Source organism: Ferrimonas sp. SCSIO 43195, from assembly GCF_023716685.1.
Classification (GTDB): Bacteria; Pseudomonadota; Gammaproteobacteria; order Enterobacterales; family Shewanellaceae; genus Ferrimonas; species Ferrimonas kyonanensis.
In genome coordinates this window covers 4,204,745-4,219,489 of the sequence record NZ_CP072679.1, presented here as the reverse complement: position 1 = coordinate 4,219,489, position 14,745 = coordinate 4,204,745, and the positions used below count along the sequence as shown (strand labels likewise).

The following is a 14,745-nucleotide window of genomic DNA, read 5'->3' as shown; positions in this document are numbered from 1 at the left end:
ATAACTAGGCAAAGTGATGGTTTTGTCACGGTTTTGATGGGTGTGGAGTAACGCCTTTCACCGCGGCGGAACCCGGTTATACCAATAACAATGATGTAGATGGAGAAGCTGTATGGGACGACTCGGATTGATGGGCAAGATGCTGCTGCTGGCTTCGGTGCCTTTGGTGATGACCATGGTGGTAGTGACTGCCAGCTCCGTCTATTTTAAATCGCAGACACTGGAGCAGCAGGTTGCGACCTTTACCAAGGATCTGCGTCAGGAAAAGATCAAGCAGGTTCAGGATGCGGTGACCATCGCCATCAGTACCGTGCGTAATCAGATTGCCGCACACCCCGGTGAGGCGCCGCTGGCGGTGGTTAAGGATGCCCTGGCGGGCATCGAATTCGGTGACGGGGGGTATTTCTTTGTCTACAACATGGAGGGGACGGTGCAGTTTCATGGTCTAAAGCCACAGACCGTGGGGCAAAACCAGTTGCACCTGACCGATCCCAATGGCACCCCCTTCATTGCCAACCTGGTGGCGGCAGCGAAGCGGGGCGGGGATACGGCGTCTTACTTCTATCAGAAACCCGGTGCCACCGGCCTGGTCGAGAAGATCAGTTACGTTAAGCCCTTGACTGAGTACGGTTGGTTTCTGGGTACCGGTGTGTACGTGGACGAGATCGAGGCGGCCGTGGCGCTGTTTCGCAGCGAAGCACAGGCCATGGCGGAGGAGGAGACCCTGATCAACACCCTGGTGTCGCTGGGGATCATGGTGCTGGCGGTGGTGGCCATCGTGGCGGTCTCCAGAAAGACCGTCGAGCCAGTCAATCAGATGCTGGCCAATTTGAGGGAGATTGCCCAGGGCGAGGGAGATCTGACCAAGCGCTTACAGGTAAAGGGCGACGATGAGATTGCCCAGTTAGGACTGGCCTTCAATCAGTTTACCTCCAAACTGCAAGACACCATTCGTGAGGTGGCGGAGGCCACGGTGCAGGTGGGGCAGGCGGTGGACAACATCAACCAGCAAACCGGCACCATAACCCGTCAGTTGTCGGTGCATAACGATGAGACCGAACAGGTAGTGACGGCGGTCACCGAGATGAGCACGGCCGCCGCCGAGATTGCCGGTAACGCCAACCAGGTGGCGGAAGCGACTCAGGCGGCCGCCGACGATGCCGATACCGCACAAGACAAGCTGGGGCACTCGGTCAGTGCCATCAACACCCTGGTGGGAGAGGTGGACCTGGCGGCTCAGCACATCGACCGCCTCAACGCCCAGTCCACCCGAATTCACAGCGTGCTTGGGGTGATTGGCGACATCGCCGAGCAAACCAACCTGCTGGCGTTGAACGCCGCCATTGAGGCGGCCCGGGCCGGCGATCAGGGCCGCGGATTTGCGGTGGTGGCCGACGAAGTGCGCGGCCTGGCCAGCCGCACCCAGACCAGCACGCTGGAGATCAAAGAGATGCTGGATGAGTTGCATCAGTCGGTAGCCAAGGCGGTATCCACCATGGACAACAGCCAGAGTAACTGCGAAACCACCGTCAGTGCCTCGGGAGAGATCACCACCAGCCTGACGGCGGTGTCGGGGGCGGTAAACGAGATCAACGACATGACCAGCCAGATCGCCACCGCCGCCACCGAGCAGAGTTCGGTGACCGAGGAGATCAACCGCAACATGGTGTCGATTCGGGACATCGTCACCGAGCTGGTGTACGCCAGTGACGAGTCGGCGCAGATCTCCGAGCAGCTTGGGGCCTCGGGCCGTAAGCTGAGTCAGCTGGTGGGGCAGTTCAAGGTGTGAGCCTGAACGCCAGCCATAAAAAAACCTGGCCGTGGCCAGGTTTTTTTTGCGGGCAAGCGAGGTTACAGACCCAGCTTCTTCTCCAGGTAGTGGATGTTGGTGCCACCGTGCTGGAAGTTTTCGTCAGCCATGATTCGCTGCTGCAGCGGAACGTTGGTCTTGATGCCGTCCACCACCAGCTCACGCAGGGCGTTTTTCATGCGGGCGATGGCGATGTCGCGGTTTTCTCCATAGGTGATCAGCTTGCCGATCATGGAGTCGTAGTGCGGCGGCACCTTGTAGCCGGCGTAGATGTGGGAGTCCCAGCGAATCCCCATGCCACCCGGTGGGTGGAAGCGTTCGATGTTGCCCGGAGACGGAATAAAGCTGTCCGGATCCTCGGCATTGATGCGGCATTCGACCGCATGGCCACGAACAATCACCTGCTCCTGAGTGATCGACAAAGGTTGGCCGGCGGCGATGCGCAGCTGCTCTTTGATCAGATCCACGCCGGTGACCATCTCGGTAACCGGGTGCTCCACCTGAATTCGGGTGTTCATCTCGATGAAGTAGAATTCGCCGTTTTCATACAGGAACTCAAAGGTGCCGGCACCACGGTAGTTGATGTCGATGCAGGCTTTGGCGCAGCGCTCACCGATGAATTTACGCATCTCTTCGGTGATGCCCGGAGCCGGCGCTTCTTCAACCACTTTCTGGTGACGGCGCTGCATGGAGCAGTCGCGCTCGGCCAGGTGGATGGCGTTGCCCTGACCGTCGGCCAGAACCTGAACCTCGATATGGCGGGGGTTTTCCAGGAATTTTTCCATGTAAACCATGCTATTACCGAAGAAGCTGCCCGCTTCTGATTGGGTAATGGCAATGGCTTCCAGCAGTTCACTTTCCTGACGGACCACTCGCATGCCGCGACCACCACCACCACCGGCGGCTTTGATGATCACCGGGTAGCCGATGCGCTTGGCGATCTGAATGTTGGTTTTGGCATCGTCGCCCAGAGGGCCATCGGAACCGGGAACGCAGGGAACGCCGGCCTTTTTCATGGCGGTAATGGCCGACACCTTGTCGCCCATCAGGCGAATCACTTCCGGTGACGGGCCAATAAAGATGTAGCCACTCTTTTCTACCTGCTCGGCAAAATCGGCGTTTTCGGCCAGAAAACCATAGCCGGGGTGAATGGCGATGGCATCGGTCACTTCGGCGGCAGAGATGATGGCCGGAATGTCCAGATAGCTTTCGGTTGCCGGGGCACGACCGATGCAGATGGTTTCATCGGCCAGCAGCACGTGTTTCAGATCCCGATCGGCGGTGGAGTGCACCGCCACGGTTTTGATCCCGAGTTCGCGACAGGCGCGCAGAATTCGCAGAGCGATTTCACCGCGGTTCGCAATAACCACTTTGTCCAACATGGCGAATTCCTTACTCGATGATGAACAGAGGTTCGTCGAACTCGACGGAGTCGCCGTTTTCGATCAGGACCTGCTTCACCACACCGGCTTTATCGGACTCAATCTGGTTCATCATCTTCATCGCTTCAATGATGCACAGGGTGTCGCCGGCAGCAACGGTATCGCCCACTTCGACGAACGGCTTGGCGGCCGGGCTGGCGGCGCGGTAGAAGGTACCGACCATGGGCGATTTTACCGCGTGGCCATCGATAGCGGCCGGGGCGGCGGCTGCCGGGGCGGCAGCGGCTGCGACCGGAGCGGCGGCAACCGGTGCCGGCGCTGGCTCAGCCACCGCGTAGGTGGCTGGGGCCACAGGGGCGTTGCCAGTACGACAGATGCGTACGGATTCTTCACCTTCGGAGATTTCCAGCTCGGCAATACCGGATTCCTGCACCAGTTCGATCAATTTTTTGATTTTACGAATATCCATAAGGGTTCTCTTTTTAAGCTCTGTACGTACTAGCCAGCACGATTCAAATAGTTAACCGCACTTTGCAGTGCAAATTGATAACCGTCCGCACCCAGTCCGCAAATCACTCCAACGGCGACGTCGGAAAAGTAGGAGTGATGACGAAATGCCTCCCGGGCATGGACGTTAGATAGGTGTACTTCGATAAAGGGCGTGGATACCGACAACAACGCGTCCCGCAGGGCAACACTGGTGTGGGTAAAGGCAGCAGGATTGATGATGATAAAATCCACCTCGGTCTGGTGAATGGCATCGATCAGTTCCGCCTCGGAGTTGCTCTGGATATGACTCAGGCTAAGCTGATGATTTTCGGCGGATTTGGTCAGACCAGTTACGATGTCATTCAGGGTTTGCTGCCCGTAATGACCCGGCTCCCGGCGACCCAACATGTTCAAATTTGGGCCATTTACCAGCAATATCCGCTTTTGCTTCGCCATTTTGCGCCTATCCTCTGCGAAAAAGTATCTAACTTCGGACAATGTTAATAAGAGCCAAAGTAGCTTACTTAGTTCCGCCCTAGAAAGTGGTTTTTTCCCATTATAACGACATCAATGAAAATGGCAGCATTTTACTGGTCTAATCACGTGAGATTGCCACAGTGTTTCTCTGGTTCAAGGCGATTATTCTGGCTCAGTCGTTGCCCGGTGCGCGACGCATCTGCTTGCGCTGGCTGTGCTGCTTTTTGTTGTCGAGGCGTTTGCGGACACTGGAACGGGTCGGGCGGGTTGCGTGGCGGGTTTTGGGGCGAAATGCGGCGGCAACCAACAGGGTTCGCAGACGCTCCAGGGCGTCCTGACGATTCATCTCCTGGCTGCGATGTTGCTGTGCCTTAATCAAGATCTTGCCACCGGCAGTGATGTTGGCGTGGGAGCGGTTGTCCAGAGCCTGTTTATAGCTGTCTGGCAATACCTTGGAGTGACGATAATCGAACACCAGTTGAATCGCCGTGGACACTTTATTGACATGCTGTCCCCCTGGCCCGGATGCCCTGATGGCTTGAAATTCAAGCTCGTACGCTGGGATGGTGAGGCGGTTGGAGATCACTAGCATGGGGCACGACACGGTTGAGGGCGAAGTATCAGTATACCAGTTTGCGCTGGCCACAGGGTTTCAGCCGCAAAAAAGGCAGCAAGGAGATGCTGCCTGTTTGAATGGCGGAGTGGTTAGCGGGCAGATCAGTCTGCCAACAGGGCCGTCACCGCCCCATTGCCGATATAGGCTTGATACGCGACCTGTTGATCGTCTTGTTGAATGGTAAATTGTGGCTTTTGGGCGAAGGCCTTAGCGTCCTTCAGGTGATAAGGAATGTCGGCGTTCAGGTTGTAGTTGGATTGGCCGTCGGCGGTAAACACCACATAGATGGGCTTAGAGACCACGGTTTCGTGCAGGTTGCGGTGCCCGATATAGGGGTTGGCGTAACGTAGGGTGACCACTTGCTTACCCGCGTCCAGACTGAGATTGCTGGCATGGACGGAAACCGGCTGGCCATTGACGTCGGTGGCGTAGAAACCCTTTGGCAGTTGCAGAGAGGTTGCGGATGCAGTGGCAGACAACACCAGAGCTGCGGCCAGAGTGGCCAGAGGCAGTTTGCGCATATTGATACTCCTTCCTTCATTCAGCGCCTGTGGCCCTGCCGGGAAACCCCGCAGGAACCGGAGCGTCGCCCCGGGGCCAGTGACAATCCGGTCATTGGCCGTCGCCGGGAGGGGGTATTATGTAACGAATCCCCCTTTACGACTTTGCTTATGTTTTACCATTAGGTTGCATAAAAGTGAACTCTTGCCCGAGTATATCCGGCAAATCAAATGTTAAATCTATACAAAATGCTGCCAGGTGGCGATTAAAAGGTAGGATCTATAAAATCCGTTGTGCTGGGTCGCAGCACTGCGGGTGACTGAGCAGGAAAAAAGTGACATTGTTCTAAATTTTAACATTTTCTGTTACTTTCATCGCCTAATTCGCTGGGGGATAATCAACAGCGCCACCGTTTTAAGGGAACTCAGAGTGAAGGCATTACGGATCCTCGCCGGACATCAGGCCCGGGAGCAGATTGCGCAGCACGGTTTGCAGCCGGCTTTGTTTGATCGCTTTATTGCCGCCAGCGGCGGCCCTAAGTGGCTGCCATTGGCCGCCCTGGACCGTCATCTGCTGACTCGGTGGGTGCCACAGGCGCAGCCGATGGAGCTGTTGGGTACCTCCTCCGGAGGCTGGCGCTGTGCCGCCCTGTGTCATCCCCAGCCGGAGGCGGCTCATCGGCGTCTGCAGCAGGCGTACATCAATCAGCGTTATGAGCAGTACCCGAGCGAGCAGGAGGTTCGGGACAACTGCCTTGGCATCATCGAGGCTTTGGTGGCCGAAGTCGGATTAGCGGCGCTGTTGGCTCAGCCGACGCGAACCTTGAATCTCATCGCCTGCCGCTGGAAAGGGATGCGCAATCACAGCCGTCCCCGACAGATGGCGAATCTGGGCCTGACGGCACTGGTGAATCTGATCAGCCGCTCCGGCCTGGAGTTGCTGTGGGAGCGCTGGTTGTTCTCGGCCGGTGGTGCAGCGTTTGAGCCTCTGGGCGGGCTGACCACTCACCCGGCCAGGCTGACGCCCGCCAACCTGGAAGCGGCTCTGCTGGCCACCGGCAGCATTCCAATGCTGTCGCCGGGCGAACTGGATATCGATGGTGCTCGACCCGGGCGCTACATGGACGGCGGCATCACCGATTACCACCTGGATTTTCCAGTGCTCGGTCAGGGAAAGTTGGTGCTGTACCCCCATTTTAACCCCTTTGTACTGCCGGGTTGGTTCGATAAATCCCTATCCTGGCGCCGTGCCGGTGCAAATCTCAGTAATGTGGTGCTACTGGTGCCAAGCCCCGAGTTTGTCGCCAGTCTGCCTGGGGCGCGAATTCCGGACCGGGGCGATTTTAAGCGTTATGATAATGAGCAGCGCATCGCGTTGTGGAATCGCTGCTGCCTGCAGGGGCAGGCCCTGGTGAATGGGTTTCAGCAGGCGGTGGCCGAGGGGCAGCGGGTTGAAATCGAAAAATTAGATTAACGGAAGCGAAGATTATCATTTTAAATCTAAATGATAATTGTTATCATTTGGTCATTCGCCATTATCTCAATGAGGCCATGACCATGATTAAAACCCTGAGCTTTGCCGTAATGCACTTTTCCATCGCTTTTACCCTGGTGTACTTGCTGACCGGAAGCTGGACGCTGGGCGGGGTGGTGGCCATCGTCGAACCCCTGGTGAACACCGTGGCGTTTTATTTCCATGACAAGTTCTGGAAACGGCTGGAGTTGCGCCGGCAGGGGACAACCCTGCTGACCGCCTGAATATCGTCCCAGCATTCGAAACCCAACCGCCCTAAACAGGGTCTAAACTAGTGAGAGACCAGCGGGCACCGGCTTTTGGTTTCTGTTAGTTTTCAAACCTCCGGCGCTCGAGTATGCCCCCTGTGGTTGGCTGGGAGTTTGGTATGCGTCGAATCATCGTGGCACTGTTACCCATCGACAGTCCGGTATTGCCCCAGGGGCGCCGCGAGCTGAGGATGGTTACGCCCGGCCAAAGCCGGGTGGTCGCCGAGCATTTTCGCAACCAGTTACCTCTGGTGGCTTGCGTGCAGCGTGAGCAGGGCCACCCGCTGCCCTGTTACCCCATCGCCTCCGTGGTTGAGATTCTCGACTTTCACCAGCTGGAAGACGGTTGTTTGAGCGTGGTGGTGGAAGGGCGGCGCAAGTTTACCGTATCCCAGGCTTGGGCCGAGCCAGATGGGGTGTGGATGGGGCAGGGGTTTGTGATGAACAATTGGCCCTCCCTGCCGATGTCGCCACGATTCGAGCTGCTTAGCGAGGCGTTGTTGAGGCTGTTTGATGCTCGGCCCGAACTCGGCGAACTGTACGCCGATAAGCGTCTAAGCGATGCCTGTTGGGTCGGCCAGCGGTGGCTGGAGATTCTGCCGTTGCTGGAGCAGGATACTCAGGAGTTGCTGCAGTCGCCGGATTGTCACCGAACCCTGAATTTCATCCTGTCGCTGATCATTAAGCCGGAGCTGTATTCATTTCCTTCCCGATAGCGTCGCTGTAACCCTTCAGGCGCAAGTTTATAACTCTTTGCCAAACTTTACGTTTCCAAAAGGCACCTATACCAATGGATCGGGTCTACTAGTAGCAGGCTTATCCACTTTTATGGGAACGGAACACAATGAAACACTGGCTTGTCTCTCTGCCGGCTTTGGCGTTACTCCTCGGTTGCAGCAGTTCGGCGGATCGGCTGCCGCCCCAGGAGTATTTCTCTTTTGAACAGGGGCAGGACGGGTATCTGCATTTCTCGCTGTTCATCGAAGGCATGGAGGGCAAGGGAGAGCGTCAGGCTGCCCGAAGTGGTGCTAAGCGAGGTGGCAAAGGGGGCGGCCGTCGAAATGGCGGCGATCAGCCACCGCCGGATTCTCAATCCGATCGTCAAGATGATCAGCTGGCATTAACCGGTCGGTTGGCCGAACGGGTGGATCACCACCTGAAGCTCAATGGCTTGTGCGATCAGGGTTATGAGATTGTCGAACAGCGGCGCTTGTCTCAGGGCGTCGCGATACTGGGAGAGTGTCGATTATGATTCGATTACGATGGACCATGGTGTTTGTCATTGTGCTGGCCCTGGCAGCCAGCGCCCGGCTGTTAAGCCAGGCGCTGATGTGGTTGGGTTAGAGCACCCCATCCAGGTGTGAGGCGAAGCGAGCGGCTTTCATAAAGCCGGTGACCCGCTGCTGGGTCAGCTCCTGCCCCTGGGCGTCAAAGAACAGAATCGTTGGCAGACCCAGTACCTGGTAGTGTTCCTGAACCGCGATGTCGATGGCGTCATTGGCGGTCATGTCCGCCTGCAGCAGCACCATCTGGTCGGTGCGGGCCACCACCTCCGGCTCCGGGAAGGTGTATTTTTCAAACTCTTTGCAGGCGATGCACCAGTCGGCGTACAGATCCAACATCACGGTTTTACCCGCGGCATTGGCCTTGGCCACCTCCCGATCGATGTCTTCCAGACTCTTAACTCGAATAAACTCGGTGCTGTGATGGGCGCTGCTGCCTGGGGTGGCTTGCAGCTGGGTAACCACACCATAGCCGCCATAGCCGATGGCACCCAGCAGGGCCACCGCCAACACCGCATAGCGTCCGGTCTGCATCAGACTGAAGCGGGTTTTGCGGTTCTCGTGCAACAGGTAGGCCACAAAGGCCACGCCCCAGACGGCCCACAGCAGGTCGGCCACCAGGCCGGTCCAGATTCGGGTCAGCATCATGATGGATACGGCGATCAGCAGGAAGCCAAAGGTGTGCTTGATGATGTCCATCCAGGCACCGGCCTTGGGCAGCAACTTGCCGCCGGAGGTGCCCAGCAACAGCAGCGGTGCTCCCATGCCCATCGACAGGGCGTACAACGCCAGACCGCCCAGCATCAGGTCGCCGCTCTGGGCCACGTAGATTAGGGCCCCGGACAGGGGCGCGGTGGTGCAGGGAGAAGCCACCAGACCCGAGATCAGGCCCATGATCAGCACCCCGGTAAAGGAGCCCCCTTTCTGTGAATTGGAGGCCTGATTGAGGCGATTTTGTAGCGACGACGGCAGCTGCAGGTTGTAAACGCCGAACATCGACAGCGACAACACCACAAACAACACCGCCAGGCCGATGAGAATGGCCGGGTGTTGCAGTGCCGCCTGGTACTTGAGTCCGGCCGAAGCCACCACCAGTCCCAGGGCCGAGTAGGTAATGGCCATCCCCTGCACATAGGTCATGGACAGGGCAAACGCGCGCCCGGTGGACAGCTTGTCACCCTGGCCGGCGATGATGCCGGTGAGAATGGGGTACATGGGGAAGACGCACGGGGTAAACGCCAACAGGATGCCGAGGCCGAAGAAGGTCAGCAGCACCAGGCCCAGGTGGCCGTCGGACAGCAGCGCCGCCAGGCTGTCTTGCTCGGTGGCGGGCGCCGCCGGTGCCGTTTGGGCGGCTGCGGCCGGAATGATGATGCCGTTGTTGGCGGCCACCTCTGACAACAGAATGGTCTGGCGGGTTGGCGGGTAGCACAGTACCTTGTCCAGACAGCCCTGATAGGTGATGGTCAGTTCGGTGTTGTTGGCCGCCTTCTTAATTGGCACCTGCAGGGTGACTTGATCAAAATAGACCGGCTGCTCGCCAAAGAAATCATCGAAATGGGAAGTGGCCTCAGGGTAGAGCGGTTCACCGACCTCGACATCGCCTTCAACCTTTACCGTAAACCGCTCCTGATACAGGTAATACCCCTGTTCCGGCATCTCCCAGCTGAGTTCCAGAACATTGTCTTGCTGGGAAAAGTTAAACAGGTAAGCCTGATCCACCGGCAGAACCTGGGGCTCCTGGTTCAGGAAGGAAAAGTTGGCGGAAGCGGTTAGGCTCACGAGGAGCAGTGTCGCCAGGGCAAAGAGTCGCTTTGTCATTGTCAGTGTAATGTCCAATAATCGGTGTAGGGGCGGTTACCCGTACTTCGGGCAGCAGCCAGCGCATCTGCATTGTCAGCGCCATTATGGCCCGTTTGGGTGGGCTTACTGTAAAGGATCCACCCGGTGGCTGCATTGATAAATGTAACAGTGCATGAACGCCGACTTGAAAATAGACCGGGGAAACCCCATTTGAGTTTCTAACAACAACCGTATTTGTGAGGCCTGTGTGGTTTTTTATCTGTTTCTGCTGTTTGCCATCATGCCGATCATCGAGATTTCGGTACTGATTCAGGTTGGCACCGCCCTGGGGGCGCCGACCACCATCGCATTGGTGCTGATCACCGCCGCGGTGGGGGCGTCTCTGGTTCGCAGCCAGGGGCTGAGCACCCTGATGGAGGTGCGCAATCGCATGAACCGCGGGGAGCTGCCCGGTACTCAGATCATGGAAGCGATGCTGTTGGCGGTGGCGGGCGTATTGCTGGTGACCCCTGGCTTTGTGACCGACTTCTTGGGTCTGTTGGTACTGACTCCGCTGACTCGCAAGCGTTTGGCGACCTGGCTGTTGAGCCGGGTGCAGGTGCGCACCGTCCATAGTCAGGGGTTCGGCGCCGAGTTTCATCAGCAGCAAGGCCCGTTCCAGCAGTCTGATCCGTTCCAGCGGCCTCAGCAGCCCAAGGATCTGGATGGCAAGTCCACCATTGAAGGTGAGTATGAGCGTAAAGACTGATGAACAGCCTGCGGCTCAGTTTATCAGGTCATAGCCAACGGCCATCTTGTGGCTTGTCAGTGGTTTGTGGTCCACTGTGCCGGTCTCTTCGGTGGTGGTCATGGACAGGACAGCCATAGGCCGGAGTGAGACTGCACCTCTTTTTCGAGTACGTCACCTTGGGTCGAGTTAGCATTTGAACCGGACGTGACCAAAAAGCCGATACCCCAGGGTATCGGCTTTTTCTTTATGGCGATGGCGTTTATTGCGGCTGTGGGGCGGTGACCGAAGCGGGCTCACACACCTTGGTGGCCAGGTGGTAACAGGCGACGCCCATCACCAGGTTGGCCAGACCTATGCCGGCAAAGGCGCCTTTGACGCCGAACATCCAGCTGCCGATCATGGTCATGGGGATCAGCATCAGGAACAACCGCACCATGTTCAGGCTCAGGGCCGTCATCGGGCGGTGATAGGCATTGAGTGCCAGCACAAACAGGATAACCACGCCCAGAGTGCCGTAGGCCAGCGGCACAATCTGCAGGTACCAGATCAGATAGCCCTGCACGGTTAAGTCGTCACTGAACAGGGCGGCAATCTGGCCCAAAAACGGCAACACCAGCAGGTACAACAGCAGCTGTGACACCAGCACGAAGCGAATGCTGCCCATCAGTGCCTCTTTGGCCCGGCGGTAGTGGCCGGCACCGAGATTCTGGGCAATAAAGGGCATCAGGGCACCGCACAGGGCCGTGACCACCACCAGCATCAGGGCCTCGATGCGGGTTCCGGCGCCAAAGGCGGCCACCGCCTTGGTATCGATGCGGGCCAGTATGGCCAGAATCAGTGCATTGGCCAGCGGGTTGAGCAGATTGGAGATGGCGGCGGGGCGGGCAATGTGCAGCAGTCTGCGCCAGTGCTCCAGCAGGCGCTGGCAAGGGCGGGCCAGCAGCTTGTAACGCCAGCCGAGCATCCAGGCGGCCACCACAAAGGTGATGATCCACGACAGCACCGTGGCGATGGCCGCCCCTTGCATCTCCAGTCGTGGAAACGGTCCGATGCCGAAGATCAGCAGCGGATCCAGAATGGCATTGACGATGGCGGCCACGGCGGTGACGATGGCCGGGGTTCGAGTGTTACCGGTCGCCCGCAGAGCCTGATTGCCCACCATCGGCAGTACCAGCAGACCGATGCCGAAATACCACACCAGCATATAGTCATTGATCAGCGGCAACATGGTGTCGCCGGCGCCCAGCAAAGTGAACAGCGGCCGGATGGTCATGGCGCCGGCTGCGGCGATGACCATCACGATCAATCCGGCCAGCATCAGGCCGTGGGTCAGAAAGCTGCGCGCCTGAGGCAGGTCGCCCTGACCGAGGAGCCGTCCCATGTTGGCGCTCATGCCCGCGCCCATGCCCAGGGCAATGGAGGAGATCACCATGGTCACCGGAAAGGTCATGCTGATGGCGGCCAGAGGCTCGGTACCCAGTTGACTGATGAAGTAGGTGTCGGTCAGATGGTAGAACAGCAGGCTGAGCACCCCCAGCAAATTAGGCACACTCATGCGCAGCAGAGTTCTGCCGATGGGAGCGGTTAATAGGCCGTGCGTGTTATACATCCGGTAGGTCACATTCGTTGCGGTGGCGCGGGTTGGTCGGGGGCCTATGGTACCGTCCCCGGCCGAACGGCGCAAAGCGGGGCGAGCAAAATTCAGACATCGGTTGAAACTTTTTTCGCGCCGACGGCAGCCTGGTTTGTCGATGACGGGAAAAAAATCTCCACCCGCCCCTTGTGTTTTTTCCGCCGCCGCCCCATATACAGAATCAGAACGCAGCTAAGCTGCAGAGAAATCACAGATTTGATTTTAGACGGAACCTTTTAGGAGAGATCACAGATGAAGATTCGTCCATTGCATGACCGGGTAATCGTTAAGCGTACCGAGCTTGAGTCCAAGTCTGCAGGTGGCATTGTGCTGACCGGCAGCGCAGCCGAGAAATCCACCCGCGGTGAAGTCGTGGCTGTTGGTAATGGTCGCATTCTGGAAAACGGCGAAGTTAAGGCCCTGGACGTGAAGATTGGCGACGTTGTCATCTTTAACGAAGGCTACGGCGTAAAGACTGAGAAAGTGGACGGTGAAGAGGTCCTGATCATGTCTGAAGGCGACATCCTCGCCATCGTTGAATAAATTCACTCTGTAGAATCAAGATTTAGAAGGGAAAACGGAAATGGCAGCTAAAGACGTAAAATTTGGCAATGACGCTCGCGTAAAAATGCTGGCGGGTGTAAACGTACTGGCCGACGCAGTGAAAGTCACCCTGGGTCCAAAGGGCCGTAACGTGGTACTGGACAAGTCCTTCGGCGCTCCGACCATCACCAAAGACGGTGTGTCTGTGGCCAAGGAGATCGAACTGGAAGACAAGTTCGAAAACATGGGCGCCCAGATGGTGAAAGAGGTTGCCTCTAAAGCCAACGATGCCGCCGGTGACGGTACCACCACCGCCACCGTTCTGGCTCAGTCCATCGTCAACGAAGGCCTGAAGGCCGTTGCCGCCGGCATGAACCCAATGGATCTGAAGCGTGGCATCGACAAGGCGGTTGTGGCTGCCGTTGCCGAGCTGAAAGAGCTGGCCGTTGAGTGTAAAGATTCCAAGTCCATCGCTCAGGTGGGCACCATCTCCGCCAACTCCGACGTTGAGATTGGTGAGATCATCGCCACCGCCATGGAGAAAGTGGGTCAGGAAGGCGTTATCACCGTGGAAGAGGGTCAGGCTCTGGAGAACGAGCTGGACGTGGTTGAAGGCATGCAGTTTGACCGCGGCTACCTGTCCCCTTACTTCATCAACAACGCCGAAGCCGGCACCGTTGAGCTGGATTCTCCGTTCATCCTGCTGGTGGACAAGAAAATCTCCAATATCCGTGAGTTGCTGCCGATTCTGGAAGGCCTGACCAAAGCGGGTAAGCCGCTGCTGATCATCGCCGAAGACGTGGAAGGCGAAGCCCTGGCGACTCTGGTTGTAAACAACATGCGTGGCATCGTTAAAGTGGCTGCTGTTAAGGCGCCTGGTTTCGGTGACCGTCGCAAGGCGATGCTGCAGGACGTGGCCATCCTCACCGGTGGTACCGTGATCTCCGAAGAGATCGGCCTGGAGCTGGAAAAAGCCACCCTGGAAGATCTGGGCAGCGCCAAGCGCGTGGTGATCACCAAGGACAACACCACCATCATCGACGGTGTGGGTGAAGAGGAGCAGATTCAGGGCCGCGTCGGTCAGATCAAGGCTCAGATCGAAGAGTCCACCTCTGACTACGACAAAGAGAAGCTGCAGGAGCGCATGGCCAAGCTGGCCGGCGGTGTTGCGGTGATCAAGGTTGGCGCCGCCACCGAAGTTGAAATGAAAGAGAAGAAAGCCCGCGTTGAAGACGCCCTGCACGCAACCCGTGCGGCCGTTGAAGAGGGTGTGGTTGCCGGTGGTGGTACCGCCCTGGTTCGCGTGGCCTCCAAGCTGACCGAGCTGAAAGGCGACACCGAAGAGCAGAACGTCGGCATCAAGCTGGCTCTGCGCGCCATGGAATCCCCACTGCGCCAGATTGCCTACAACGCCGGTGAAGAGTCCTCCGTTGTAGCCAACAACGTTAAAGGCGGTGACGGTAACTACGGTTACAACGCCGGTAACGATACCTACGGCGACATGGTTGAGATGGGCATCCTGGACCCAACTAAGGTAACCCGCAGCGCCCTGCAGTTTGCTGCCTCTGTGGCCGGTCTGATGATCACCACCGAAGCCATGGTAACCGAACTGCCGCAAGACGCCGCACCAGCAGCCCCAGACATGGGCGGCATGGGTGGCATGGGCGGCATGGGTGGCATGATGTAATCCCCCGCTC

General features: G+C 57.8%; 15 protein-coding genes. 8 read left to right on the top strand and 7 right to left on the bottom strand.

The genetic code is table 11. The features are described 5' to 3' along the window. The first annotated feature begins 112 nt into the window (after positions 1-112). Entirely contained in the window at positions 113-1,789 is a 1,677-nt protein-coding gene (locus J8Z22_RS19495) for a methyl-accepting chemotaxis protein (protein WP_028111584.1), read from the top strand. A 62-nt stretch (positions 1,790-1,851) separates the two neighbouring features. Here J8Z22_RS19495 and accC read toward each other — a convergent pair whose 3' ends face one another. The 5 genes from accC to J8Z22_RS19470 form a co-directional block, all read right to left on the bottom strand. Further along, positions 1,852-3,192 carry an acetyl-CoA carboxylase biotin carboxylase subunit gene (accC, locus tag J8Z22_RS19490; protein WP_028111585.1) on the bottom strand — a complete coding sequence of 447 codons (1,341 nt, stop codon included), beginning with the start codon at positions 3,190-3,192 and terminating at the stop codon, positions 1,852-1,854. A gap of 10 nt (positions 3,193-3,202) precedes the next feature. Continuing rightward, positions 3,203-3,661 (bottom strand): acetyl-CoA carboxylase biotin carboxyl carrier protein, encoded by a 459-nt coding sequence (gene accB / locus J8Z22_RS19485; RefSeq protein ID WP_252007689.1) that lies wholly within the window; start codon positions 3,659-3,661, stop codon positions 3,203-3,205. A gap of 29 nt (positions 3,662-3,690) precedes the next feature. Next, positions 3,691-4,137, bottom strand: a complete 447-nt coding sequence (aroQ, locus tag J8Z22_RS19480) for a type II 3-dehydroquinate dehydratase (protein WP_028111587.1) — start codon at positions 4,135-4,137, stop codon at positions 3,691-3,693. Between the two features lie 193 nt (positions 4,138-4,330). Then, entirely contained in the window at positions 4,331-4,750 is a 420-nt protein-coding gene (gene arfB / locus J8Z22_RS19475; protein WP_028111588.1) for an alternative ribosome rescue aminoacyl-tRNA hydrolase ArfB, read from the bottom strand. Positions 4,751-4,875: 125 nt separating this feature from the next. Beyond that, the gene (locus tag J8Z22_RS19470; protein WP_028111589.1) at positions 4,876-5,295 is read right to left on the bottom strand and encodes a DUF2057 family protein; all 420 of its coding nucleotides are present in this window, start codon (positions 5,293-5,295) and stop codon (positions 4,876-4,878) included. Positions 5,296-5,704: 409 nt separating this feature from the next. Between J8Z22_RS19470 and J8Z22_RS19465 the strand changes: the two genes are divergently transcribed. The 4 genes from J8Z22_RS19465 (at position 5,705) to J8Z22_RS19450 (ending at position 8,308) form a co-directional block, all read left to right on the top strand. Then, a complete protein-coding gene (locus J8Z22_RS19465) occupies positions 5,705-6,748 on the top strand; it encodes an alpha/beta hydrolase (RefSeq protein WP_252007688.1) in 1,044 nt (347 codons plus the stop codon). A gap of 83 nt (positions 6,749-6,831) precedes the next feature. Next, entirely contained in the window at positions 6,832-7,032 is a 201-nt protein-coding gene (locus tag J8Z22_RS19460; protein ID WP_028111591.1) for a DUF2061 domain-containing protein, read from the top strand. A 143-nt stretch (positions 7,033-7,175) separates the two neighbouring features. Further along, positions 7,176-7,772, top strand: a complete 597-nt coding sequence (locus J8Z22_RS19455; RefSeq protein ID WP_028111592.1) for an ATP-dependent protease — start codon at positions 7,176-7,178, stop codon at positions 7,770-7,772. A gap of 128 nt (positions 7,773-7,900) precedes the next feature. Next, positions 7,901-8,308 (top strand): hypothetical protein, encoded by a 408-nt coding sequence (locus tag J8Z22_RS19450; RefSeq protein WP_252007686.1) that lies wholly within the window; start codon positions 7,901-7,903, stop codon positions 8,306-8,308. Between the two features lie 88 nt (positions 8,309-8,396). On the opposite strand, the gene J8Z22_RS19445 is transcribed toward J8Z22_RS19450, so the two are convergent. After that, the gene (locus tag J8Z22_RS19445) at positions 8,397-10,160 is read right to left on the bottom strand and encodes a protein-disulfide reductase DsbD (RefSeq protein ID WP_252007683.1); all 1,764 of its coding nucleotides are present in this window, start codon (positions 10,158-10,160) and stop codon (positions 8,397-8,399) included. 229 nt (positions 10,161-10,389) lie between these two features. Here J8Z22_RS19445 and J8Z22_RS19440 point away from each other — a divergent pair, with 229 nt between their 5' ends. After that, the gene (locus J8Z22_RS19440) at positions 10,390-10,890 is read left to right on the top strand and encodes an FxsA family protein (RefSeq protein WP_028111595.1); all 501 of its coding nucleotides are present in this window, start codon (positions 10,390-10,392) and stop codon (positions 10,888-10,890) included. Positions 10,891-11,131: 241 nt separating this feature from the next. On the opposite strand, the gene J8Z22_RS19435 is transcribed toward J8Z22_RS19440, so the two are convergent. Continuing rightward, entirely contained in the window at positions 11,132-12,481 is a 1,350-nt protein-coding gene (locus J8Z22_RS19435; RefSeq protein ID WP_252007681.1) for an MATE family efflux transporter, read from the bottom strand. 276 nt (positions 12,482-12,757) lie between these two features. On the opposite strand from J8Z22_RS19435, the gene J8Z22_RS19430 reads away from it, so the two are divergent. Together J8Z22_RS19430 and groL are read left to right on the top strand one after the other, a co-directional pair. Further along, complete coding sequence (locus tag J8Z22_RS19430) at positions 12,758-13,048, top strand: co-chaperone GroES (protein ID WP_028111597.1); 291 nt, start codon at positions 12,758-12,760, stop codon at positions 13,046-13,048. A 40-nt stretch (positions 13,049-13,088) separates the two neighbouring features. Further along, a complete protein-coding gene (gene groL, locus J8Z22_RS19425; RefSeq protein ID WP_028111598.1) occupies positions 13,089-14,735 on the top strand; it encodes a chaperonin GroEL in 1,647 nt (548 codons plus the stop codon). Positions 14,736-14,745 lie beyond the last annotated feature (10 nt).

What these genes read in the sequence shown, in the direction of transcription:
- J8Z22_RS19495 (WP_028111584.1), top strand. Translation starts at nt 113, where the DNA reads ATGGGACGACTCGGATTGATGGGCAAGATGCTGCTGCTGGCTTCGGTG.
- accC (WP_028111585.1), bottom strand. Translation starts at nt 3,192, where the DNA reads ATGTTGGACAAAGTGGTTATTGCGAACCGCGGTGAAATCGCTCTGCGA.
- accB (WP_252007689.1), bottom strand. Translation starts at nt 3,661, where the DNA reads ATGGATATTCGTAAAATCAAAAAATTGATCGAACTGGTGCAGGAATCC.
- aroQ (WP_028111587.1), bottom strand. Translation starts at nt 4,137, where the DNA reads ATGGCGAAGCAAAAGCGGATATTGCTGGTAAATGGCCCAAATTTGAAC.
- arfB (WP_028111588.1), bottom strand. Translation starts at nt 4,750, where the DNA reads ATGCTAGTGATCTCCAACCGCCTCACCATCCCAGCGTACGAGCTTGAA.
- J8Z22_RS19470 (WP_028111589.1), bottom strand. Translation starts at nt 5,295, where the DNA reads ATGCGCAAACTGCCTCTGGCCACTCTGGCCGCAGCTCTGGTGTTGTCT.
- J8Z22_RS19460 (WP_028111591.1), top strand. Translation starts at nt 6,832, where the DNA reads ATGATTAAAACCCTGAGCTTTGCCGTAATGCACTTTTCCATCGCTTTT.
- J8Z22_RS19455 (WP_028111592.1), top strand. Translation starts at nt 7,176, where the DNA reads ATGCGTCGAATCATCGTGGCACTGTTACCCATCGACAGTCCGGTATTG.
- J8Z22_RS19450 (WP_252007686.1), top strand. Translation starts at nt 7,901, where the DNA reads ATGAAACACTGGCTTGTCTCTCTGCCGGCTTTGGCGTTACTCCTCGGT.
- J8Z22_RS19445 (WP_252007683.1), bottom strand. Translation starts at nt 10,160, where the DNA reads ATGACAAAGCGACTCTTTGCCCTGGCGACACTGCTCCTCGTGAGCCTA.
- J8Z22_RS19435 (WP_252007681.1), bottom strand. Translation starts at nt 12,481, where the DNA reads ATGTATAACACGCACGGCCTATTAACCGCTCCCATCGGCAGAACTCTG.
- J8Z22_RS19430 (WP_028111597.1), top strand. Translation starts at nt 12,758, where the DNA reads ATGAAGATTCGTCCATTGCATGACCGGGTAATCGTTAAGCGTACCGAG.
- groL (WP_028111598.1), top strand. Translation starts at nt 13,089, where the DNA reads ATGGCAGCTAAAGACGTAAAATTTGGCAATGACGCTCGCGTAAAAATG.